Source organism: Actinomadura chokoriensis, assembly GCF_039529475.1.
In the GTDB taxonomy this organism is placed as follows: Bacteria; Actinomycetota; Actinomycetes; order Streptosporangiales; family Streptosporangiaceae; genus Spirillospora; species Spirillospora bangladeshensis.
Genome location: NZ_BAAAMW010000010.1, coordinates 166,681 through 189,826, shown reverse-complemented (window position 1 = coordinate 189,826; position 23,146 = coordinate 166,681). Strand labels below are relative to the sequence as shown.

General features: G+C 72.0%; 18 protein-coding genes. 14 read left to right on the top strand and 4 right to left on the bottom strand.

Annotation, left to right across the window (positions count from 1 at the left end; all coding sequences use genetic code 11):
* Nucleotides 1-164: 164 nt before the first annotated feature.
* The 12 genes from ABFX46_RS22665 (at nt 165) to ABFX46_RS22610 (ending at nt 13,020) form a co-directional block, all read left to right on the top strand.
* The gene (locus tag ABFX46_RS22665; RefSeq protein ID WP_346044935.1) at nt 165-1,049 is read left to right on the top strand and encodes a hypothetical protein; all 885 of its coding nucleotides are present in this window, start codon (nt 165-167) and stop codon (nt 1,047-1,049) included.
* A 240-nt stretch (nt 1,050-1,289) separates the two neighbouring features.
* A complete protein-coding gene (gene eccD / locus ABFX46_RS22660) occupies nt 1,290-2,687 on the top strand; it encodes a type VII secretion integral membrane protein EccD (protein ID WP_346044933.1) in 1,398 nt (465 codons plus the stop codon).
* Nucleotides 2,688-2,696: 9 nt separating this feature from the next.
* The gene (gene eccB, locus ABFX46_RS22655) at nt 2,697-4,106 is read left to right on the top strand and encodes a type VII secretion protein EccB (protein WP_346044931.1); all 1,410 of its coding nucleotides are present in this window, start codon (nt 2,697-2,699) and stop codon (nt 4,104-4,106) included.
* Nucleotides 4,107-4,352: 246 nt separating this feature from the next.
* The gene (locus tag ABFX46_RS22650) at nt 4,353-4,673 is read left to right on the top strand and encodes a WXG100 family type VII secretion target (RefSeq protein WP_346044929.1); all 321 of its coding nucleotides are present in this window, start codon (nt 4,353-4,355) and stop codon (nt 4,671-4,673) included.
* A 41-nt stretch (nt 4,674-4,714) separates the two neighbouring features.
* Nucleotides 4,715-5,002, top strand: a complete 288-nt coding sequence (locus tag ABFX46_RS22645; RefSeq protein ID WP_067793350.1) for a WXG100 family type VII secretion target — start codon at nt 4,715-4,717, stop codon at nt 5,000-5,002.
* A gap of 161 nt (nt 5,003-5,163) precedes the next feature.
* Nucleotides 5,164-5,526: a hypothetical protein gene (locus tag ABFX46_RS22640; protein ID WP_346044927.1), complete on the top strand. Its 363-nt coding sequence runs from the start codon at nt 5,164-5,166 to the stop codon at nt 5,524-5,526.
* A gap of 32 nt (nt 5,527-5,558) precedes the next feature.
* Entirely contained in the window at nt 5,559-6,806 is a 1,248-nt protein-coding gene (locus ABFX46_RS22635) for a WXG100 family type VII secretion target (RefSeq protein ID WP_346044926.1), read from the top strand.
* 101 nt (nt 6,807-6,907) lie between these two features.
* Complete coding sequence (locus ABFX46_RS22630) at nt 6,908-8,245, top strand: S8 family serine peptidase (RefSeq protein WP_346044924.1); 1,338 nt, start codon at nt 6,908-6,910, stop codon at nt 8,243-8,245.
* A gap of 103 nt (nt 8,246-8,348) precedes the next feature.
* Nucleotides 8,349-9,623, top strand: a complete 1,275-nt coding sequence (locus ABFX46_RS22625; protein WP_346045087.1) for a S8 family serine peptidase — start codon at nt 8,349-8,351, stop codon at nt 9,621-9,623.
* Nucleotides 9,624-10,162: 539 nt separating this feature from the next.
* The gene (locus tag ABFX46_RS22620) at nt 10,163-10,561 is read left to right on the top strand and encodes a hypothetical protein (protein ID WP_346044922.1); all 399 of its coding nucleotides are present in this window, start codon (nt 10,163-10,165) and stop codon (nt 10,559-10,561) included.
* 604 nt (nt 10,562-11,165) lie between these two features.
* A complete protein-coding gene (locus ABFX46_RS22615; RefSeq protein ID WP_346044920.1) occupies nt 11,166-12,284 on the top strand; it encodes a CpaE/TadZ family protein in 1,119 nt (372 codons plus the stop codon).
* A 277-nt stretch (nt 12,285-12,561) separates the two neighbouring features.
* Nucleotides 12,562-13,020 carry a hypothetical protein gene (locus ABFX46_RS22610; RefSeq protein ID WP_346044918.1) on the top strand — a complete coding sequence of 153 codons (459 nt, stop codon included), beginning with the start codon at nt 12,562-12,564 and terminating at the stop codon, nt 13,018-13,020.
* A gap of 46 nt (nt 13,021-13,066) precedes the next feature.
* Here the strand turns inward: ABFX46_RS22610 and ABFX46_RS22605 are convergent, their stop codons facing one another.
* Together ABFX46_RS22605 and ABFX46_RS22600 are read right to left on the bottom strand one after the other, a co-directional pair.
* Nucleotides 13,067-14,494 (bottom strand): DUF1266 domain-containing protein, encoded by a 1,428-nt coding sequence (locus tag ABFX46_RS22605; protein WP_346044916.1) that lies wholly within the window; start codon nt 14,492-14,494, stop codon nt 13,067-13,069.
* Nucleotides 14,495-14,576: 82 nt separating this feature from the next.
* Entirely contained in the window at nt 14,577-15,518 is a 942-nt protein-coding gene (locus ABFX46_RS22600; RefSeq protein WP_346044914.1) for a DUF6177 family protein, read from the bottom strand.
* A 124-nt stretch (nt 15,519-15,642) separates the two neighbouring features.
* Here ABFX46_RS22600 and ABFX46_RS22595 point away from each other — a divergent pair, with 124 nt between their 5' ends.
* Nucleotides 15,643-17,082 (top strand): LCP family protein, encoded by a 1,440-nt coding sequence (locus tag ABFX46_RS22595; RefSeq protein ID WP_346044912.1) that lies wholly within the window; start codon nt 15,643-15,645, stop codon nt 17,080-17,082.
* A gap of 161 nt (nt 17,083-17,243) precedes the next feature.
* Nucleotides 17,244-18,218, top strand: coding sequence for a glycosyltransferase (locus ABFX46_RS22590; protein ID WP_346044910.1), 975 nt, complete (start codon nt 17,244-17,246; stop codon nt 18,216-18,218).
* A gap of 45 nt (nt 18,219-18,263) precedes the next feature.
* Here the strand turns inward: ABFX46_RS22590 and ABFX46_RS22585 are convergent, their stop codons facing one another.
* On the bottom strand, nt 18,264-21,452 hold the full coding sequence (locus ABFX46_RS22585) for a beta propeller repeat protein (RefSeq protein ID WP_346044909.1): 3,189 nt from the start codon (nt 21,450-21,452) through the stop codon (nt 18,264-18,266).
* Between the two features lie 107 nt (nt 21,453-21,559).
* On the bottom strand, nt 21,560-23,074 hold the full coding sequence (locus ABFX46_RS22580; protein ID WP_346044908.1) for a sulfatase family protein: 1,515 nt from the start codon (nt 23,072-23,074) through the stop codon (nt 21,560-21,562).
* Between the last annotated feature and the right edge of the window lie 72 nt (nt 23,075-23,146).

Sequence of the window (23,146 nt, the reverse complement as noted above, 5' to 3'; positions counted from 1 at the left end):
TGGACCGGGCTCCCCTCTGGCCGACAGGCGTCGCAGGCCGACATCATACGGATATTGCGCTCTCCGCGACCTTCGGGACAGCACGCTATAGCGAATCGGACGGCCCGCACCCGGCAGATGATGGACGAACTGCGCCGCGAACTCGGCGTCCGGGACATGGGCCGGTGACCGCGCCGATCCTCGTCCTGACTGGTGCCATCGCGGTGGCGGGTGACCTGGCGAGGGAGGACTCCTTGGACTTCACCGGATCGCGCGTCGCCTTGGCCGTCGTCGCGCTGCTCGCCTTGGTCGGGATCTTCGTCGGGGGCGTGCTGGCCTTCACCGGGCGGTGGCGATCCTGGTATTCCGGCGGCTGGCAGGCGAACTACAAGCCGCTGGCGGCACCGTGGTTCGCGGGCGGGTTTCTGCTGATGGCCGCGCTGGTGGGGCTGGACGCCCTGTTCGACGCGGCCCCGCTGCCGCTGATGGTGACGGGCTTAGTGCTCGTCCTGGTCTGCGTGGTCCTCGGTGTCATCTACGCCATCCATCCTCCGCGCTGCCTGCTGCCCCGGTGGATCCGCGCCGTGGAGAGTGATCCCCTCGGCGTCGAAGGGCGCACACGACCGGCCGCGGACAGGGCCTTGTCGAGATGGAAGTCGTGGTGGTCGGGGAGCGGTCTGCGGAAATGGCTTCTGATCGGCGTTCTCTGTGCGGCGCTGCCGATGGGTTTCTTCTACTTGTCGCGTCCCCTGTGGTGGTACGCGACGGGCACATCGGCGACGGCGACCGTGGAAGGCTGCGGCCACTCCAGCACGAGCAGGAATCGCGTCTGCTGGGGAGAATGGACGCTGCCCGGCGGCGGCAGGGGCCACGGCCGGATCACCGGCGCCGGAGAAGACGACGTGGGCGATACCGTCGAAGTGCGAGCCTCCGCGACGCATGCCGTGACCCTGACGTTCGGGCTCGTCGCCTCGCCCCTTGTCCTCTTCTTCTTCGCCTCGGGGAGCGGGTACGGCGTCTACCGGAGACGAGCCGCGCGGAAGCAGGATCCCGCCGCCGCCTCCCCGTGACCGCCGGCGTTCGGGCTCCCCGAGATGGCAGGGGCTGCGGCGTGCGGCGGGCGCCGGCGGACCCGGCTCGTGGGACGGGGTGCTTCCGGCGGCGGGCTCTGCTCGGTGACGGCCGACCCTGGTACCGTCCTTCGACGGTGGAACGACCCCGTAGGCGCGCGATTTCAGATTTGTCGCGGTCATGGTTTCGCCGGTGTCCGGACGCTCCCCAGGAGCCATGCTTACAGGTGAGGAAGAACAGTGGCTTCAGTCACCGGGGCGGAGCTGTGCAGGGTCACTGTGGTGGCCCCGAAGCGCCGCATCGATATCTCGCTCCCCGCTCACGTGCCCTTCGCCCAGTTCTTTCCGGCGATCCTCCACTACTCCGGCGCGCAGATGGCCGATGCGGGTCTCGCCCACGGCGGATGGGTCCTGCAGCGGCTGGACGAGGCCCCGTTCGACGGCGGGACGACGCCGTCGCAGGCGGGGCTCCGCGACGGTGAGGTCCTCTACCTGCGGCCCGGCATGTCGCAGCTGCCGGAACTCGCCTTCGACGACGTCGCGGACGTGGTCGCGACGGCCATCAACGACCGGCGCGACCGCTGGCGGCCCGAGTGGACGCGGCAGTTCTCGCTGTCGGTCGGCGGCGGCGCCTCGGTGGTGGCCGCCCTCGTGGTGCTGCTGGCCGGTCCGTCCTGGATCGTCCCCGCCGCCGCGGCCGGCGTCATCTGCCTGCTGTACCTCGCCGCCGCCGTCTCGGTATCGCGCGCCGCGGGCGACGAGCGGGCGGGGACGGTGCTCGGCTTCGCCGCGCTGCCGCACGCGTTCCTCGCCGGCCTGCTCGCGCCCGCCCGCGACACCGCGTTCTCCGGCCTGGACGCGCTGAACGCGCTCGCCGGGTTCGGCACCCTGGTGCTGGCCGCGGTGATCGCGGTCGTCGGCATCACCGGCGGCGCGTCCGTCTTCTGGGGGATGGTCGTCGGCGGGCTGCTCGGCGCGGTCGGCTCCGCCGTCGCGCTGGCGTTCGAGGACCTGTCCGCGGGAGGCATCGCGGCGGTCACGGTGGTGGTCGCGATGATGCTCACCCCCCTCACCCCGACGCTGGCCTTCCGTTTCTCCAAGGTGACACTTCCACCGGTGCCGCAGAGCGCCGAGGACCTGCGCCGCGACACGATCATGGTGGACGGCCGGCAGGTGCTGACCCGCACCGGCCGCGCCAACCGGTTCATCACCGGGTTCACCGCCGGGCTAGGCGTGATCGCGTTCATCGGGCTCGTCCCGTCCGCGTTCGACGACGGCTGGCTCGGCCCGACCACCGCGTCGGTCATCTCGGTGCTGGTGCTGCTGCGCTCGCGGCTGTTCCGCAGCCGGGCGCAGCGGCTGAACCTGCTGGTGCCGGGCGTGCTCGGCATCGCCGCGGTGGTGGTCGGGCAGGCGTGGGACGCCTCGGCGGCGGGCCTGGTCGCCGGCGCGATCATCCCGCTCGTGCTCGTCGCGGGGACCTTCACCGGCGTCGGGCTCTGGCTGCCCGGGCACCGGCCGTCGCCGTTCTGGAGCCGCGCCGGGGACATCCTGGAGATGTTCCTGCTGATCGCGCTCATCCCGCTGGCCCTCGGAGAGTGCGGTCTGTTCGCGTACATGCGCGGGCTCGCCGGTTAGGAGCCCCCCGTGCAGACTCGCAAGGACCTGCTGCAGGCCCACCGCCTGATGAGCCAGCGCGCGTCGCTGGCGCTCATCTCCGGTGAGCCGGACCACCCCGAACTGCCGATGCGCCGGATGAACATCGCCGCGTTCAGCGGCATCATGATCGGCATCCTGTGCATGGCGGCGTTCGGCATCTACGGCATCATCCGGCCGGGCGGCGCCACCGGCCTGGAGAAGGCCGGGATGCTGATCGTGGAGAAGGAGACCGGCGCCCGCTACGTGTGGTGCGAGAACGGCAAGCTGTGCCCGGTCAGCAACTACGTGTCCGCGCGGCTGGTCGCGGGCGCCGACGACAAGAGCCGCCGGACGGTCTCCGGGGCGTCCCTCAAGGAGTTCCAGCGCGGCCCCGCCATCGGCATCCCGGGCGCGCCGAACACCCTGCCGAAGCCGGACGACCTGACCCAGGCCCCGTGGGCGGTCTGCGTCCGGACGGTCGAGGGCACCTCGCTGGGCCGCCGGTCGCTCGTCACGCTCACCGCCGGGCGCAAGGTCGGCGGCACCCCGCTGAAGGACGGCCAGGCGCTGGCCGTGCAGGCGGACGGGCAGAACTGGCTGCTGTGGCGCAACACGCGGATGCGGATGCCGCCGTACGCGCTGGCCACGCTCGGCGCCACCCCCGTGCAGATCGCCGGGAAGTGGCTGAACTCCGTCACGCAGGGCCCGGACTTCGCCGCACCCCGCATCCCCGGCCTCGGGCAGGACGCGACCGGGCCGGCCGGCAAGGCGCGGGTCGGGCAGATCTTCAACCTGAGCACCGCGTCCGGCGCGTCCTCCTCGTTCGTCCTGCTCGCGGACGGGCTCGCGCCGATCACGCCGATCCAGCGGGACCTGCTGGTCGCCGACCCGGAGACCCGCAAGGCCTACGGCGCGGGCGGCGTCCGTCCGATCGACATCAACGCGGGGCAGGTCAACGCCATCGGACGGTCCGCGCAGCAGATCCGGGACCAGAAACTGGAGGGCAAGGCGCCCGAGATCGTCCCCTTCACCGGGACGAGCCCGCTGTGCGCGCTCTACAGCGACCCGAGCGGCAACGAGGACGCGACCCTCACCCTCAACGGCTCGCTGCCCGCGCCGCCGGAGACGGCGAACGCGAACGGCGCCGACCAGCTCGTCTTCCCGCCCGGCAGCGCGGCGCTCGCCGGACGGGTGCCGAGCCCCGGCCAGGCCGACCAGGTCAACACCTATTACCTCGTCGCCGAGGGCAAGCGATTCCCCATCAAGGACAAGGAGACGGCGGAGAAGCTGGGCTACTCCCTGCCCGGCGACGCGTCCAATGTTCCGGCGGGTGTGCTGGACCTCATCGTGCAGGGTCCGGTGCTCGATCCGGCCGCCGTATCGGCCACCCAGACCGCGAATACGCAGGCAGGGAACTGATCAGCGGATGGTTTCAGATTCAACCGAACCGCAATGGACGTTATTGCGTCTAACCCTGCGCATGAACGGATGGACACCCGGCGAGGAAGATCCTATGGTAGGAGGCACTCTGCGGTGCGACCCCCCGCCTTCAAGGGCCACAGGGTTGAAAGCGCTGCCGAAACGGGGGCAGTTGGTGTTGGCCCGGCGCCTCTGTTCCGGACCACCCTCGCGGGTCACGACGATACGAGTCACTGGAGGTGACTGATGGGGCAGCAGTCTGCCGTCGACAGAGCGGCAATGAAGCAGGCCGCGGACGACATCGACGCATCCGCGAACATCATCAAGGGGCTGCAGACGCAGCTCGAAGGGCACAAGCAGCAGGTCCGCTCGGCCTGGGAGGGTAACGCCTCCATGGCCTTCGAGTCGGTGTTCAACCGGTTCAACGAGGACTTCGGCAAGGTCCTTCGCGCGCTGGAGGGCATGCACCAGAGCCTCGTCCAGACGAAGATCACCTACGAGTCGAAGGAAGAGATGTCGGAGCAGGCCGTGAACAAGGTTCAGTCCCTGCTCAACGGCACGACCTGACCGAATTCGCTTTAGGTGTCAACGGCTGGAGAAGGAGAATCATGAGCTACACGAGAGCCAATTTCGGTGGCCTCAGCGAGGGTGAGGCGCAGTTCAGCCAGGCCGCGCGGGCGCTGATGGACGAGCTGAACGACCTGGAGGGCAAGCTCCGGACGAAGCTCAACCAGTGGGAGGGCTCCGCCCAGGAGGCCTACTGGGTCTTTCAGAAGCAGTGGGACGGCGCCGCCAAGGACATGCAGAACGTCGTCGCGCAGCTGGGCCTCGCCATCCGCGACGCCCACGACAACTACCAGCAGGCCGAGCGGAGCAACTCCGGCATCTGGGGCTGATCGGACGGCCGACGACGGCTCATCCGAACTCTGGATGAGATGGCCCTGGCCGTGCACGCGGCCAGGGCCAGCTTCGCCGCACCGGGTCCGACGGGGGAACATATGCCGTCCTGTGTCCCGGACAGTCGAAGAGCCACAAGACTGACAGGAGGTAAGCGCATATGGGTCACCCGCATCTGCCCGCTGCCGGCGGCAAAGAGATCAAGATCGACCACGATGCTCTCGACGACATCGTCAAGAAGCTCGAGAAGGATCTTCACGAGCTGGAGAACATGCGCTACAGCGAAAGGATCACGGACGCCACGCCCGCCGAGGGTGCGATGGGCGACTACACGGCCGGCCGTGGTCTGCACACCACCATCCGGACGGCCCGGGACTCGATCGGTACCACATACGACGAGTTCATCACGTCGTACAAGAAGGTGATCGAGGCCATTCGGAACTCGGACAAGACCCACCGCAAGGCCGACGACGCATCGAAGCGCGGTGTGGAGGCGGCCGGGTCTCCGAATACCTACGTCTGATGCGGCACACGAGCCGACAGGGGTGAGCAGCTGTGGGTCAAGAAAAGAAGATCAGGTTCGACCAGCTCCAGAAGACGGGCGAGGACGTCGGCGGCTGGAACATGCTGGCTGTCTGGCGCGACAATTTCGATAAGGTCCGCGAGATCGTCGACGGCATGCAGCCCGGTCAGTTGGAGACCGGTGCGAGTGCTTACGCGGCCCTCGCGAAGCGGATGAACAGCTCCGCAAAGCTGATTTACAACCAGGGCACGCGCATGGCCGAGGCGTGGGGCGGGGACGACGCCAAGAAGGCCATGGAGGCTATGAACAAGACGTACCGCCAGGTCCAGGAGATCGAGAGTATCTCCGACAAGACAGGCAAGGCCATGTCGGCTCATGCCAAGTCTCAGCATGGTTGGAAGAACGCGTACGGTAGCGGCAGCCACATGGACGGCTGGGTCAAGGACGTGTTCAACTGGGGCAATCGAGCCCTATCGCTCAATCCGGCGACTGCGCCGGGGGCCATCGCCACCCTTATCGGCAACAACGTCGGGGCCAGAAACGTGATGGACAACATCAACGATGGCACCGAGCAGTCCAACAACAACTTCCCGCCTTCCATCCGCCAAGACCTGGCCAACCCCAACGTCCTGGGGACCGACCCCATCGGTGACCCCCCGGGACCTGGAGGCGGCCCCAAGTCTCCCAAGATGCCCGGTGGCCCCGGTGGCCCCGGTGACATGCCGGGCGGACCGGGCGGTCCGGGCGACCTCCCCGGCGGTCCCGGCGACCTCCCCGGTGGCCCCGGCGGACCCGGTGATCTTCCCGGTGGCCCCGGTGGTCCTGGCAACCTGCCGGGCGGCCCGAACGGACCGGGCGGCATCCCCGGCGGTCCCGGCGGTCCCGACTTGCCGGGCGGTCCGGGCGACTTCGGCGGGCCCGGCACCGACCTGGCCAGCCTGCCGCCCGGCGGCCCCGGCGGCGGCCCCAGTCTCGGCGGCGGCGGTGTTCCCGGCGGCCCCCCCGGTCTCGGCGGCGGCGGTGTTCCCGGTGGTCCCGGTATGGGCCCGGGAGGTCCCGGCCTCGGTGCCGGCCCGGGTGCGTTCGGCGCCGGTCCGGGTGCGTTCGGCAAGAACGCTCTCGGCGCCAAGGGCGGCATGACCGGTATGGGAATGCCGATGGGCGCCGGCGCCCGCGGAGGCGGCGGCGACGGCAACGAGCACGAGCGCAGCACGTGGCTGACCGAGGACGAGGACGTCTGGGGCGGCAACGACGACACCGCACCACCGGTGATCGGCTGACGTAGAGACGTCGGATGGCAGACGTGATGGTATCGGCAGACCAGGCGCCGCCTGGTCTGCCGATACTTTTGTAAACCGGTTCCCGTAGGCGAGGAGTGCTGATGCTGCAACGGGCTCGGAGACTGGTCAGCTCGACGTTGGCCGTGCTCATCATCGGTGCTGTTGTCGGGCAAGGCTCCGCAGCGGCGGCTCCCAAGCCACGGCCGGACGAATGGTGGTTCAAGGCCTGGGGCGTGCAGGACTACCTTTGGCCGCTGTCCACGGGTAAGGGCGTCACGGTCGCCTTGCTCGATACCGGCGTTCAAGCGGATCTTCCCGAGTTGCAAGGCGTCGTACTTCCCGGAACGAACGCCGAAAGCGGAGGCGGTGACGGCCGCGAAGACCTTGACACGTTCAACGATCCACCCGGGCATGGCACGGCGATGGCGTCGCTGATCGCCGGCCAGGGAGGCAATACCGGGATGGTAGGTATTGCTCCGGACGTGAAGATCCTTCCCGTGGTTGCGCAAAGCACGCCCGCCTACACCAAGGGCATCCGGTTCGCGGTGGATCACGGGGCGCAGGTGATTAACCTTTCTCAGGCGGTCGCCGGTCGGTGCCCGGAAGACCTGCAGGAATCGATCGCCTACGCGTTGAGCAAGGACGCCGTAGTCGTCGCTGGAGCGGGAAACGACGGAAATGGCGGAAATGCCAGCAATTCCCCGGCCAACTGCAAGGGTGTTGTGTCAGTCGGCGCCGTCGACCTGAAGGGTAATCCTTGGGAGAAAACACAGAGGCAGCCGTATGTCACCGTGGCTGCCCCCGGGGTCAACACGCGAGTCATCCTCAAGGATGGAAAGGTCTACCGGGGTGATGGCACGAGTGCCGCGACGGCACTGGTTTCCGGAGCTGTGGCGATCATTCGAGCCAAGCATCCGGATATGAAGAACCGGGAGTTGGTGGGAGAGCTCATCGCATCCGCGGCGGACCTCTATGAGAAGGGAAAGGATGATCGGACCGGCTACGGGATGATCCGTCCCTACCGGCCGCTCGCGGGGAAGGCGCCGAAGGGGACCGCGAACCCGGTGTTCGAGGAATTCGATCGCTGGATGAAGACACATCATCCTGAAGGAGCGAAGTCAGCGGCTCCGGCAGCCTCGAAGGACGACAGCTCCACGACCGTCTTCCTAGTGTGGGGGACGGTCATCGTCGTGGGCTTGGCGATGTGCATCTTCTTGTTCTTCCTCTCTCGCCGCAAGCGGGGTGGGCCGCCGCAGCCTCCGATGGGGCCTGGTGCCGGTTATGGCGCGCCGCCGGGGTTCGGACAGCAGCAGCCGCCCGGACCGCTGCCGGGAGCCCAGTATCCGCCGGGCGGGCAGCCTCAGTTCCAGCCGCACCCGCCCGCGCCGCCCGGCCAGCGGCCGCCGGCGGGCGGTCCTCCCGGGCAGCCGCCCAGGTAGCGCGGAACGTACAGGGATCGGCACGGCTGGACCGGCAGGGCTTGACCGGTGGGGAGCACGGATGCTGCGGCGGACTCGGAGGGTCGTCGGTTCGGCCTTGGCCGTGCTCGTCCTTATGGCTGTGGCCTCGCCCGGCTCGGCTGCGGCCGCGCCCCGACCGGGCCTGGACGAGTGGTGGTTCACATCGTGGGGCGTGCAGCCCCACCTTTGGTCGCTGTCCACGGGCAAGGGCGTCACGGTCGCATTGATCGATACCGGCGTGCAAGCCGATCTGCCGGACCTGCAGGGTGTCGTGCTCCCCGGCATGGACGCTGGGAACAGGAGCGGCGACGGGCGAGAGGACGTGGACCCCTCCCAGGAGTCTCCTGGCCACGGTACGGCGATGGCGTCACTGATCGCCGCACAAGGGCGCGGCACGGGACTCGTAGGGGTGGCGCCGGACGCGAAGATCCTCCCGATCGTGGCCCAGGGCCACGACGCCTACGTCACAGCGATCCGGTTCGCAGCGGATCGCGGGGCCCAGGTGATCAACATCTCTCAAGGGTTTCCCGGTCGGTGCTCGGCCTTGATGCAGGAGGCGATCGCCTACGCCGTGGGCAAGGACGCGGTGGTCGTTGCGTCGGCGGGCAACTACGGTGACGGCGCCAATACGTTGATGACGCCCGCCAGTTGCAAGGGCGTTCTTTCCGTAGGTGCGGTGAACGCGCACTTCGAGCCATGGGAGAAGACGCAGCGCCAGGCTTATGTGAAAGTCGCAGCTCCTGGCGTTGAGATGCGGGTTGTTCTCAGAGACGGGAAGCTCTACAGGGCACGTGGCTCGGATGCCGCGGCCGCTGTGACGTCGGCGGCGGTGGCGATCATCCGGGCCAAGCATCCCGGTATGAAGAACCGTGAGGTCGTCCGGCAGCTCACCGCCTCGGCCATGGACATCTACAAGAAGGGGAAGGACGACCGGACCGGGTACGGGATCATCCGTCCGTATCGGCCGCTTGCCGGTAAGGCGCCGAAGGGCACGGTGAATCCGGTGTTCGATGAGTTCGATGAGTGGATGACGACGCAAAGCCCCGGAGCGGCCGAGCCGGCTGCACCGGAGAAGGACGATGATTCGTCCTTGCCCCTGTTCGTCGTGTGGGGTGCGATTCTCGCCATGTCTGCGGCGGTGTGCGTCTTCGCGTTCTTCTTCTCTCGGCGGAAGCGGGGTGGACCGCCGCCTCCCCTGGGGCCTGGCGTCGGGCCTGGGGCCCCGGTGGGTTTCGGGCCGCATCAAGTACCCGGACCGCTCCGGGAAGCGGGGCCGCATTACCAACCGCATCCGCCGCCCGTACCGCCCGGTCAGTCTCCGCCGGACGGCGCTCCGCCTGTGCGGCCCCCTCGGTAAGGGCCGGCTCTGCGGACGACGGTGCGCATTTTCGGGGTGTTACCGGACGTGACGTGGGTGGATGGGCCGGAGTGACGTTGATCGTCGAGTGGTCATGACGCGGTGCGTCAAAGTTGGTTTGGTGAAATGTCGGAAACCGCATCGGTGGGTCTGCGGTCCATGACATGATGTGCGCTCGTTGGCCGGATGCTGCGGCAATTTCTTGGGTTGCTTGCATCGTGTTCGTGTTCGTGCGGTGAGGGTGCGTTGTGTTACGGACGACTCGGCTCGTTGCCGAGAGCAACGGGGCCGCGGGCCATGTGCCGCCGGAGCCTGCGGGCGGCGCGGGCGCATGGCGTGATGGACGGCGTTGGGGCGGCCTACTCCGAGACGAAGAGCGGGGCTGCCGCGTTGCTCCATCGCGATGGCGGCATGTTGGCGTACGCGGCCACGAATCAAGTTGGCCGGTGAGTGCGCGGCTGTCGAAATGGGTTCTGGCGGTCATCCGCTGCCGGGCGGCCGTCCTTCGGGTGTGCAGTCGAACGACAGGAAGAGTGGTCATGAAGAAGGCTCTGTTCATTCCGGTTGCCGCTCTCGCGGTGGCGTTGAGTGTCAGCGCGTGCGGCGACTCCAAGGACGATGCGGGGCCCACGGCCGCGTCGACCGGTGCCACTGCGCCGGCGACCCCGGCGGGGGGTGAGACCGGGGCGACGCCTGGAAACGGCGGGCAGACCTCGAACGGCGGTGGGAAGCTGACGCCGGCGCAGCGGGAGTTGCAGGCCAAGCTTCGGGACTGCATGGTCAAGAAGGGGTACGAGATGCCCGCGGCGAGCGTGGACAACCCCGGTATGAAGCCGACGAACACGAACGGCAAGAGCCAGGAGCAGGTCATCAAGGACCAGGGCGAGTGCCTGAAGCAGACGATGCCGTCGATGCCGCCCATGCCGACGGGCGGGTGAGGCGGGTCCGCCGAGCGGCGGGGGGACGCGGTGCGGTCGGGACCTCGTAGGCTGTCGTGCGACGAAAGGAGGGCGGGTGCCGGACTCCACTTGGCAGCAGGGCGTCCTGCGCGATCTCGGCGTTTCGCGGCGGGGGCTGCGGGTGCTCGATCCGGCGGCGTCTCAGGCGCAGCCCGCGTGGGGTGCCGACGCGCCGCCGCTGCCCGTTCCGGAGCCGCAGCCTTCCGTGACCCCCGGCGTCATGCCGGAGCAGGTCCAGGCGGCCCCTCAGCCGCCGCCCGCGCCCGTCGAGCCCCCGCCCCCGCCCCCTCCACCGCCCGCGTTCACGCCGCAGGCCGAGGCGCCGTCGCAGGGCGACGCCGAGCCGCCTCCGCCGCCGGTGGCTCCGCCGCGGGCTGAGGCGCCTTCCCAGGGCGATGCCGAGCCTCCGCCTCCTCCGCCTCCTCCGCCTCCTGTGTTTCCGCCGGGGGTCGAGGTGCCCTCCCAGGGCGACGCCGAGCCTCCGCCCCCTCCGCCTCCTGTGTTTCCGCCGGGAGTCGAGGTCCCGTCCCAACGCGACGCCGCGTCTTCGCCCTCCCGTGAGGACGTCGAGCCCCCGGCCCCGGTGGAGGCGCCGCCCGAGCAGCCCCAGCCGGACCCGGCCCCGCAGACGCACTTCGACTACGACTGGGCGGCGGCGGTCAATCCGCTCATCGGGGTGGACAACGCGGACGCTCCGGCGCATCCCGCACCCGAGCATGCCGCCGCGGGGCCGTCCGCGCCGGCGTCCACCGAGCCGCACGCGCAGCCGCAGCCGCCGCAGGCGCAGGGGGGAGCGGCGGTTCCGGCGGCCGAGGAGCTGGTCCGCAGGAACCAGCACGGTGACCCGCTCGCCCGCCGGATGGGGCGGTCCGTCCGCAAGGCCGTCGGCGGCGGGTCCCGCGAGGCCCGGGAGATGGGCGCGTTCCTGGAGCTGATGCGGACCCCGGTCCCCGGCAGCCGCCAGATCGCGGTCGCCAGCGTGCGCGGCGGCGCCGGCAAGACGACGATGGCGGCGCTCGTCGCGACCGAGCTGGCCCGGTACCGGCAGGACCGCGTGCTGGCCGCCGACGCCGACGCCGAGCTGGGGTCGCTCCCGCTGCGCCTCGGCGTCCGGACGCAGCTGTCGCTGTTCGACCTCGCGGGCCAGAACCCGCGCACGTTCGAGGAGGCGGCGCGGTTCCTGGCGCGGACGCCCGAGGGCCTGTTCGTGCTGTCGTCGACGCGGGGCGGGCGCATCGCGGGCGAGTTCACGCTGGAGATGTTCCAGAGCGCGCTGAACGTGGTGGCCCGCTACGTCGGCGCGACGGTCGTCGACTGCGGCGCCGGGATCCTCACGGAGCTGAACCGGGGCGTCGTCGCGTCGTCGCACGGCCTCGTCCTCGTCACGCCGGGCACGGTGGACGGTGCGCTCAGCGCGCGCGGGGCGCTCGAATGGTACGCGGGCAACGACCAGCAGGACCTGCTCCGCCGGACGGTCATCGCGATGGTCTCGCACGCCCCCCAGGTCGGCGCCGACCTGCACCGGGCGCACCAGATGCTCACCGCGTGGGGCCTGCCGGTGGTGTTCGTCCCCTACGACCGCCACCTGGCCACCGGCAGCTCGGTCGACCTGTCCAAGGTCTCCGCCGCGGCGAGGGCCGCGGTGACCCGCGTCGTCCACGAGGTGTTCGCGCGGGCCCTCAGCGCCGGCACCGGCCGCTGAACGCCACGGTCCCTCGCTGAGCGACGGCGGCCCGCCCGGCACACTGACCGAGCCGGGACGCTGGGCGGCGCCGACCGTGTCGGCGTGTTGACCGTGTCGGCGTGTTGGTCGGGGCGGCGTGTTGGCCGGGGCGGGACGTCGGCCGGATCGGCGTGGTGGTCGGGACGTGTTGGTATCTCGGCGAATGGTTAGGTATGTCGAGGGAGGCGGGCCTTCCCGTGGGCAGCGCGTGCGGATCTCTCATAAAGTTGCGGTGGAGAGGGGAGGTAGGTGGCCGATGAGCAGTGACCTCGTGGCGCTGGTGCGCCGGACCCCGGATGTGCACGCCGTGGCCGACGGGATGATCGCCATGGGGGAGCCGCTGGAGCTGCGCGGCGGAGAGCCCGAGCCGACCCTGCTGTACGACGCCGAGGGGCGCCTGCTCGTCTCCATCGAGGACCCGGTGCAGGTGTCGGCGCAGAGCGAGATCCGGCGGCTGCTCGGCGCCGAGTTCGCCGACCGGGTCGGGGTGCCGGTGTGGTGGATCGACGTCCGCGCGGTCGCCGACATCCCGGAGGCGATGCGGGTCGCCCGCGCGTTCGCCGACTCGCTCGTCCGCTGGCTCGGCGGGACCGTCTACCCGGACGGCGCGACCGACGCCCCGGCCCGCAGCTGGCGGGCCGCCGGGCCCGGCGACGAGCCCGTGGGCAGCGCTCCGGCGCCCGGGGACGCCTACCAGGGCGGCGTCATCGGCTGACCGGCGCTCAGTGCCAGTCGCGGGCCAGTCGCGGGCCAGTCGCGGGTCAGGTCCAGTCGCGGGTCAGGTCCAGGTCCCACGGGACGAGGTTCCACGGGCTGCGCGGGTCGCCGGCGAGTTCCTCGACGAGCCGCTCGTGCTCGGCCTGCGCCGTCCCGCCGCCGCCCGACCACAGCAGCCGCCCCTGCAGGTAGCAGGTGGCCATGTCCCGCCAGGACGTGTACCGCCGCTGGATGTCGATCGCCAGCGGGAGCATCCGCTCCCAGCAGTACTCCTCGGTCAGCCACCCCGCCATGCGGCCCCACCGGTAGAGCATCAGCGCCCGCCCGTAGTCCCAGATGAGGAGGCGTCCGACGTTGGCGCGCAGCGCCGGGTCGGCGAGGACCCGCAGCCGGTGCAGCTCCTCCGCCGCGTGGTCGCGGTCGTTGAAGAGCTGGTGGAGGAACAGCGCGAGCTCGGCGCCCTCCTCGCTCGCGTCGGCGCCCGGTTCGTCCCGCAGCAGCGCCGGGACGAGCCGCGCGTACGAGCCGCCCTCGTCCCCGTACCGGACCCGGACCAGCTCGATGAGCCGCTCCACGAACGGCGGTTCGAGCCGGTCGCCGGCGATGAGGCCGTCGACCTCGCGCAGCAGCGTCCCGTACTCCTCCCGCGCGGCGCGGGGCCGGGCGGCGAGGCGGGCGTCGCGGGGGACGTCGGCGCGGTGCCCGTCCTGGACGAGCCAGTTGACGGCGGCGAGGAGCTGTTCGAGGTCGTAGGCGCCCCACGCGTCCCGCAGGAGGTCGTGGGCGGCGCGGCGGTCGGCGGCCGCGGCGGACTCGCCGGAGGCGGTGCCGAGCCGGTCCACCCGGAAGCCGTGGACGGCGCCGTAGGGGGCGCCCGCCCCGATGATCCAGCGCTGCACCGGGGTGAGGCCGCCGCCGCGGGCGAGGACGCCGGGCAGGCCGGGTGCGGCGATCAGCTCCCAGAGCCGCCGCCGGAACTCCTCGGCCTGCCGCTTCTCGCCGCCGGAGAACCCGGCGAGCTGCTTGCGGAGCGACGGATGCCGGACGTACAGCCGCCGGAAGACCGGCCCGGTCTTCCACACCAGGTGCTCGGGGCGCAGGTCGCCGAACGGGATCCGGGTCCGCCGGTGGACGATGGCCCGCTCCTCGAACCGCAGCTCCAGCGACGACCACGGCCGGGCGAGCGGCCCGAACCGCCACAGCAGCAGGAAGCAGCCGACGGCGGTGAGCAGCGCGGCGCCGGGTGCGAGCGCCCACCGGGCCTCGTCCTGCAGGCCGGTGAGGGACAGGACGGCGCCGGCGAGCAGCAGCACCACGCCGCCCGCACCGACGCCGAGGAACCAGCCGGTGGTGAGGACGAGGGACCCCTCGATGCGCAGGACCGCCGCCTCGGCGTCGAACGCGAACGACCCCTCCGCGAGCGTCCCCTCGACGGCCCGTTCAAGCGCGTCGAGCCGGCCCGCCATCCCCATGGGCAGGACCGTACATCATCCCTTCCGGGTAGATCATCCGGCCGAGTGGCACCGTGCTGCGGGTCGTCCCGACGTGTCCGGATCAGGACGACTGGAGGTGCTGCATGAGCATGCTGTGCCGCTGCCAGCCGTCCGGGGTGCGGCCGTCGCCGAGCGGGAAGAACGTCAGCGGCGCGCGCGGCGGCCCGACCTGCTGGCCGGGGATGCCCTGCGGGCCGGTGACGGTGCCCGCGACGGCCAGCGCGACGGGGGCGGGCGCGCCGGTCCAGCGCGGTTCGGTGGTGAGGTCGGCGCGGCCCGGGGTGAGCTGGACGAACAGCGACGCGATCGGCTGGTCGGCGGCGAACGCCCCGACGAGCGAGGGAAGGTGCTGCAGGGGCGGCGGGTCCTCGGGCGCGTAGCCGACCGTGACGGTGCTGGTCTCGGCGACGGCGCCGCCCTCGCCCGCCGCGTAGTCGCAGATCGCCTGCGCGGGACGCGGCCCGTCGCCGCCGACGACGAGCCGGACGGTGGACCGTCCGCGCGCGTACTCGGTGAGCCGGTCGCGCCGCCACGGGTGCTCCAGCGGCTCGGCGGGCCCGAGCCCCGACGGGTACTTGCCGGTGAGCAGTTGCAGGAGGCGCTCGACCGTCCCGGCGAGGTCGCCCTCGGCGCCGTGCCGGACCCGGTAGACGAGGGTGAGCTGCGATCCGATCGGCGCGCTCGGCCGGGTGGTGAACCCGGGCGCGTAGTCGCGGGCCTCGGGGACGGGGACGAACGTCCGCCCGCCCCACTTCATCGGACGCCCGGTCAGCCCCTCGTAGTAGCCGTCGCCGTTGCGCACGATCCACTGCAGGACGTCGCCGGAGGCGGCGGTGCGCAGCGGAAGCGTGAGCCGGGAGTCCAGGGGGGTGACGAGCTGCAGGGTGCGGCCGGTATCGGCGCAGTCGCCGAGGGCCCTGTTCAGCCAGGTGCTCAGCGGCACGACCGGCCGGTCCTGGAGGACGACCATCGCTTGGTCGGTCAGCGCGTCTACGGTGCTCATCTCGACGGGGAGTCTAGTCATCGGCGGCGCCCCGCGACCGCTCGGCGGTGCGGTCGCCGCGCGGGGCGGGGGAGTTTCCCGTGGCCGCCGTGGCCCGTGTCCAATCTGTGCTGAAATGTTACGGATGCAGCGAACCGCCGCGCCCGCCGGGGTGTACTACGCGGAGAGCGCCCCGCCGCCACCGGAGCCGCCGGTGCGGGGGCGCCTGTGGCGCGTGCTCGGCGGCATCTCGATCGCGCTCTCGGTGCTGCTGGTGGCCGGCAGCCTCACCGCGTACGGGTTCTGGCGGCGGCTGGACGGCCAGATCGACCGCGAGAACGTCGACGGCCGGCTCGGCCAGAACCGTCCGCCCAAGCTGAACGGCTCGCTGAACATCCTGCTGATGGGGTCCGACAGCCGCGCCGGGGAGAACGCCCGCTACGGCGAGGAGGCCGGGCAGCGCTCCGACACCACGATCCTGCTGCACATCTCGCCCGGCGGGGAGAGCGCCATCGGCATCAGCTTCCCCCGCGACTCGATGGTGCGGATGCCGCCGTGCAAGAAGAAGAACGGCCGGACGGTCCCGGCCCAGTTCGGGATGATCAACGCGGCGTTCTCCAACGGCGGCCCGGCCTGCACCTGGCGCACCATCGAGTCCCTCACCAAGATCCACATCGACCACTACGTCGAGGTCGACTTCGCCGGCTTCAAGCGGGTCGTGGACGCGCTCGGCGGCGTCGAGATCTGCGTCCCGAAGCGCATCGACGACCCCAAGGCCGAACTGCACCTGCGGGCCGGCCGGCAGGTCGTGCACGGCGACCAGGCGCTCGGCTACGTCCGCACCCGCTACGTCCTCGGGGACGGCTCCGACCTCGACCGCATCAAGCGGCAGCAGGCGTTCATGGCCTCGGTCGTCAACAAGGCGACCAGCAAGGGCATGCTCACCGACCCCGGCCGCACCTACGACTTCCTGTCCGCCGCCACGAAGTCCATCAAGGCGGACGACCGGCTCACCCTGTCGGTGATGCAGAAGCTCGCCGCGAGCCTGCGCGGGATGAGCGCCGGGAAGGTGCGGTTCGTGACCGTCCCGGTGCAGGCGTATCCGCAGGACAAGAACCGCGTCCAGTTCAACCAGGCGCTCGCCGAGCCGCTGTTCGAGGCCGTCCGGGAGGACAACAGGCTCCCCGACCCCGCGCCTGCGCCGGTGCCCGCGCAGAACAAGGTGCAGCCCGTCCCGCCCGCCCAGGTCCGGGTCGGCGTCTTCAACGCGTCCCCCACCGAGGGCCTCGCCGGACGGACCGCCGAGCAGCTCACCGAGCGCGGCTACAAGGTCGTCAAGGTCGGCACCAGCAAGAAGAAGTACGCCCGCACCCGCATCCTCTACGGTGCGGGCGCCGAACGGCAGGCCGCGCGGCTGGCGATCGCCGTGCCGGGGCATCCGCCGCGGCCCTGGCGGTCGGCCAGGCCCGGCTACGTGTACCTGTTCATCGGCAAGGACGGCGCCCGGCTCCGCGGGCTGACGCCGGCCGTCCCGAAGGTGGCCGGCGAGATCCGGGCGGACCGCGACATCTGCGCCCGGACCTGATGTGGCCACGCATCACCGGTATCTTGGCCCGCGCCAACCCTTGACCGCCTCAAAGCGTCCCCAATAGGACGGCGTAGTTGAATCCCCCCGACCGTGGCCCGACGAGCCGCCTCCCCGCCTCCGGGCTCGACCGGCCGCCACAGCTCCCCCGGAACGGACGCATGCAGCCCGAACCCTTCACCCTGTTAATGACCGTCTACGGCGGCGACCAGGCGGAGCACGTCCGGGACGCGTTCCGGAGCGCCGTGCAGCTGCAGACCATGCGCCCCGACCAGGTCGTCCTCGTCCAGGACGGCCCCGTCCCGCCCCCGCTGGCGGACTGCCTGCGCGAACTCGTCGCCGGCAGCCCCGTCAAGGTCGCCTTCATCCGGCTGGAGAACAACCGCGGCCTCGGCCCCGCCCTCGACGCCGGCCTGCACGCCGCCTGGCACGACATCGTCGCCCGCATGGACGCCGACGACGTCGCCATGCCGCACCGCTTCCAGACGCAGGTCCCGCTCGTCCGCGCGGGCGCCGACCTCGTCGGCGCCGGGCTGCTGGAGTTCGGCGCCGACATCACCGACGTCGTCGGCCGGCGCATCCCGCCGAGCGACCCCGCCGACATCGCCCGCTACTCGCGGCTGCACGACCCGTTCAACCATCCGACGGTCGTCTACCGGCGCAGCGCCGTCATCGCCGCGGGCGGCTACGGCGACCTGCCGCTGATGGAGGACTACTGGCTGTTCGTCCGCATGATCGCGGGCGGCGCCCGGATGGTGAACGTCGCGGAACCCCTCGTCTACTACCGTGTCGGGGAGGGCGCCTACGAGCGCCGCGGCGGCCGCGACCTGCTCCGCTCCGAACTGCGGCTGCAGCGCGCGATGCTGCGCGAGGGCTTCATCTCCCAGCCGCAGTACTGGCGCAACGTCATGGTCCGCGGCGGCTACCGCCTCGTCCCCACGGCGATCCGCAAGCCGTTCTACCGCGCCGTGGTCGCCCCCTACGGCGCCCGCCGCAACCGCTCCCGCGACCGCGCCGCCGGCGGCACCCCGCCGGGCGCCCTCTCCTACATCCCCCGCCACGCCCGCCGCCCCGACCAGACCCCGGCGCCGATCCCGACGCCCCCACCGGAGCCGCCGGCCCCGCCCGTCCGCTGAGCCGGGCCGAGCGACCCGGCCGGGTGATCCGGCCGGGTGATCCGGTCAGTTCGACCGGGCCCACAGGACGGGCTGGTCGCCGTTCGCGTCCGCGCTGCGGCCCACGCCGAGGAGCGTGCCCCCGAAGGCCGCGAGGCCGGTGATCTGCTGGTCGCCGACGCCCGCGAGACCGGTGCCGCCGGGTGTCGAGGCCTTCCACGAGACGCCGTCCGAGGACGTCCAGGACACGACGTCCGTGGCGCCCGCGCGCCCGCTCGTGCCGGTGGCGGCGAACCCCTTGGGCGTCGCGGCCATCGCGGTGACGGTGACGAGCGTGCCGCCGCTCGGGGACGGGATCGGGCGCCACGTCCGGCCGCCGTCGGTGGAGACGTAGCCGATCCAGTCGATGCCCTTCGCCGTCGCGGCGATCCCCGCGGCGACGATCGTGTTCTCCCGCGCGGCGACGTGCGTGAGGTGGGCCTCGGTGACACCGGACGCCGGCAGTTGCAGCTCCTGCAGCGTCCACGTCTTGCCGTCGGGCGACAGCCACACGGACGGCCGGTTCCCCTGGGCGCCGCGGCTGCCGCCGACGGCGGCGAAGCCGAACGGACCGGACGCGACGTCCAGCATCCAGCGCGGGTTGGTCTGCCCGCCCACCATCATCTTCGGGTCCGCCCCGGTGCCGCGGGTCCAGGTCTTGAGGTCGGGGGAGAACCAGGTGGCGACCGAGTACCCCTGGGTGCCGATGACCGCGTACCCCTGCGAGCCGGCGGTGACCGCGTAGGTGACGGGCTGGCCCGTCTTGCCCGCGGCGAAGGCGGCGCCCGAGTCGGCGGCCTGCCAGGTCGTGCCGTCGGCCGAGGTGACGACGAGCGGACGCCGCGGCGCCGCCTGGTCGTAGCCGACCGCGACCCAGCCCGCCGTCCCGGCGGCGACGTCGTTCAGCTGCTGCGGCCCAGGCCGGGTGAACGCGGCCCCGAGCCCCTGCGCGGGCTTCCAGGTGTTCCCGTCCTGCGACGACCAGACGGCGGCGTCGCCGCTCGCGCTCCCCACCGCCACGGCCAGTTTCCCGGCGGCGCCGACGGAGCGGACCGCATGGTCGGGCCGGACGGCGCCCGGGACCTTGGACGGGTCGACGGGGAGCGCCGTGCCGTTCGCGTCCCAGACGCCGAGCACCGCGTTGGTGTCGCCGCCGCCGGGCTCGCGGCCGACCAGGACGGTCTGGCCGCCGGACGCCGCCGCGCCGGTGAGCTCGCGGCCCGGCTTCGACTCGGCCGTGCCCGCGCCGCGCCAGGTCATGCCGTCCGCGCTGCGCGACAGCAGCGTGTCCCCGTTGCGGACGACCACGGCGGTGAAGCCCTGCTCGTCCACGGCGATCCCGCTGGTCATGCGGTAGCCGGACGCGCCCAGGGTCCCGGCCTTGGTCCAGGTCCTGCCGTCCTTGGACAGGAACGCCTGGCCGGCGAGCTTCCCGGACGCCTTGATCTCCCGCATCGCCAGGAAGCCCGCGGGCCCGCCGCCGATCATCAGGCCGCGGCTGCCCTTCGGCACCGGCACGTCGGAGGTCGCCCAGGTCCGGCCGCCGTCCTGCGAACGCCACACCTTCCGGTACGGGCCGGGCTTCTTGGAGTCGGGCGTGACCAGCCCCTCCAGCAGGATCACGTCGCCGCTCGCGGCGGCCTCGACCAGGGAGAGCGCCGCCTTCTGCACGTCCAGGCCGGTCTGGTCGCCGATGCGCGCCTCCCAGCGGCGGCCGTCGGCGGACAGCCACACCGCCGGGCGGGAGTCGCTGAAGTCGCCCTTGGGGGAGTTCTCGCCGATGGCCATGAACCCGCTGCGCGTCCCGACGATGCGCTTCACCCGGTCCTTCGGGCCGAAGACGTCGCCGACGGCGTCGGGCTGCCGCCGCCATTCCGTCCCGTTCTCGCTCGTCCACACGGCGCCGCCGCCTCCCGCGCGGCTGCCGATGGCGACCCAGCCGCGGGGCGAGCCGCCGACCGCCTCGGGCACGCCGCCGGACGGCGCGACGCCGCCGTCGGTGCTCTGCTGCGGGACGGACTTGAAGGTCCGGCCGGCGTCCGTGGAGACCAGGAACAGACCGCGGGCGTTCTGCGGGTCGGTCTCGCCGCCGACCGCGACCACGGTGGAGCCGAGCGCCGCGACGCCGCTGATCTGCTGGTCGCGGCCGTCGGTGGCCGCCGCGCCGTCGACGGGGAACAGCGCCCCGGCGAGCGTGGCGCCCGCACCGCCCTCGTCCTCGTCGCCGCCGAGCAGGCCGGGCACCACGATCACCGCGGCGGCGACCAGGGCCGCGGCGGCCAGACCCGCGCCGGCGATGAGCAGCGGCTTCTTGAGGCTCCTGCGCGGTTTCTTGGGCTTGCTCTGCGTCGTCCGCCACGGTTCGTCGACCACCGGCGGCGGCGCCACCGGCTGGACGCCCTCCTGGGCGGCCTGCGGCGCTCCGGGGACCTGCTGCGCCCACGGGAACGGCTGGGCCGCCGGGGGAGCGCTCGGCGCGCCGCCCGGGACCTCCTGCGCGTAGGGGAACGGCTCCGGTGCCGGACGGGGCGGCGCGGCGGGGATCTCCTGCGCGTAGGGGAACGGGTCGTGAGCCGGGGGGCTCTGAGCGGGCGGCGGCTGCGCGGCGGGCGGCTGCGCGGCGGGCGGCTGCGCGACCGGCGGGCGCGGAGCCGGCAACTGCGCGGGCGGAGCCGGCGGAGGCGGAGCGGGTGGTGCCGGCGGCTGCGGTGCCGCCGGCTGGGCTGCGGGTGGTTGCGGTGCCGGCGGCTGGGGTGCGGGCGCCTGCGGTGCGGGGAGTTGCGGTGCGGGGAGTTGCGGTGCGGGCGGCTGCGCGGGTGCCGGGTGGGGCTGCACCTGCGTCGCGTCGGGCATCTCCTGCGCGTACGGGAACGGCGGCGGCGCCGGGATCGCGGCGGGACCGCCGGCCGCGGGAGCCTCCGCGGCGGGCTCTGCCTCGTCGCGCTCGAACCTGAACTCGAGCATGGTGCGGTCGGCCAGACCGGCCTCCGCGTCCTTCTCACCGGAGTCGTCGGCCGCGGGCGGCTCCGCCGCGGGCGGTTCGGGCGCCGGCGGCTCGGCGGGGAGCCGCTGCGCCGGCCCGTCCGACGGAAGCAGCGGGCCGGACGGGCCGCCCTGGTCGTCCAGCCAACGCGGCGGGGGCGGGACCTGAGCCGGCTCGCCCGAGCCGGGACGCTCCGCCTCGTGGTCGTCGTCCGGCTTTCCCGTTGGAGTCACGCCCGCTCTCCCCGCATCGGCTCACCCTGTATCCGGCTCGCGGTGCACATCGCACCGAGTCGCCGCAATCGTCAGCGATGATAGCGGCGCATAAGGGACGCGAGCCCTCACCGGCTCCGGCCCGCGTCGGTGCATTTGGCGCCCGCGCAGTGCGTCAGCGCGTACAGCAGATCGGACAGGTGCCGCCGCCGCTGCTCCGGCAGGGTCGCGGCGATGTTGCTCAGCTCGTGGGGGTCGCGGGTGCGGTCGTAGTACTCGCGTTCCCCGTCGGCGTACTCGACGTAGAGCATGTCGTTCGTGCGGAGCGCGTTGTAGGTCGTCGGCGCGCCGGGCGCCGAGTCCTGCCGGTCGGGGTCCTCCGGGGACGGCGCCGGCTTGACGTGCTCGATGAGCGCGGTCTCGCGCCAGTCCGCCGGGGTGCCGCCGCGCAGGAACGGGGCGAGCGACCGGCCGTCCGTCGCGGCGGGCGGGCGCAGGCCGGCGAGGTCCTGGAAGGTGGGGGCGAGGTCGGTGTTCTGCGCGATCTGCGCGACCTTGCGCCCGGCCGGGACACCGGGCCCGGTGAAGACGAACGGCACCCGGACGTCGGTGTCGAACGCGGTCATCTTGCCGCCGGCGAGCCGGTGCTCCCCCAGGTGGAAGCCGTTGTCGGAGCCGAACACGACATAGGTGTCGCGGTCGATGTCCAGTTCCTTCAAAGTTGTCCGGATCCGGCCGAGCATCTCGTCCACCGCCTGGACCATCCGGACCCGGTTGCGGAAGCCCTCGTCGATCCGCCGGATCCCGGGCTTGCGCAGCTTCGGGTGCGGCCGCAGCCAGGACGGCTTGTCGCGGACGTCCGCCTCGTTGAACGACGGCGGCCGCGGCGCCCGCAGCGCGGGGAACTTCCCGGCGTGCCTCGGCGCGGGCACGAACGGCCCGTGCGGCGCGAACGTCGCGATCTCGATGAAGAACGGCTGCGCCGACCCCCGGGAGCGGTTGATGAAGTCCACGCCCTTGTTCGCGAGCACGTCGGTGAGGTAGTCCTGCGGCTCGGAGCCGTAGTGGACGAGCCGGCCGTTCTCGTTCAGGTTGTAGTCGTACTCGGGGTAGCCGTTGCCGTTGACGTACCATTCCGTCCAGCCAGGCGGGACGTACGGCTTCGTCCCGCCCTGGACGTCGCCGGGCTGGTAGCCGTTCATGTACTTGCCGAGCAGCGCGGTGCGGTAGCCGGCCTTCTGCAGGAACGGCGCGAAGGACGCCTGCTCGCCGCCGTTCCCCTTGAAGACCTGGTAGCCGCCGAGGGGCGGGAAGTTCGTCCGGACCCCGGTGTTGTGCGGGTACCGGCCGGTGAAGATCGTGGCGCGGGAGGTGCAGCACAGCGAGTCCGCCACGATGAAGTTGTCGAACGTGAGCCCGTCCCGCTGCATCCGCAGCACCTGCGGCATGTGCGCGACGAGGTCCCAGGACAGGTCGTCGGTCAGGACGAAGACGATGTTCGGCTTCTTCGCGGCCGTGCCGGGCCTCCCCTTCCCGCCGCCCTTCCCGTCGTCGGCGTGCCCGCCCGGCTGGAGGCTGCAACCGCTCAGTGCGAGGAGGGCGAGCACGCACAGGACGGCCGCCAGCCGCCGGTGTCGGGTCAACGTCTTCCCTTCCACGATGCGGTCGCCGGGCCAGCGTAACGATCTGGACGACATTCCGCGTACTCCGGGCGG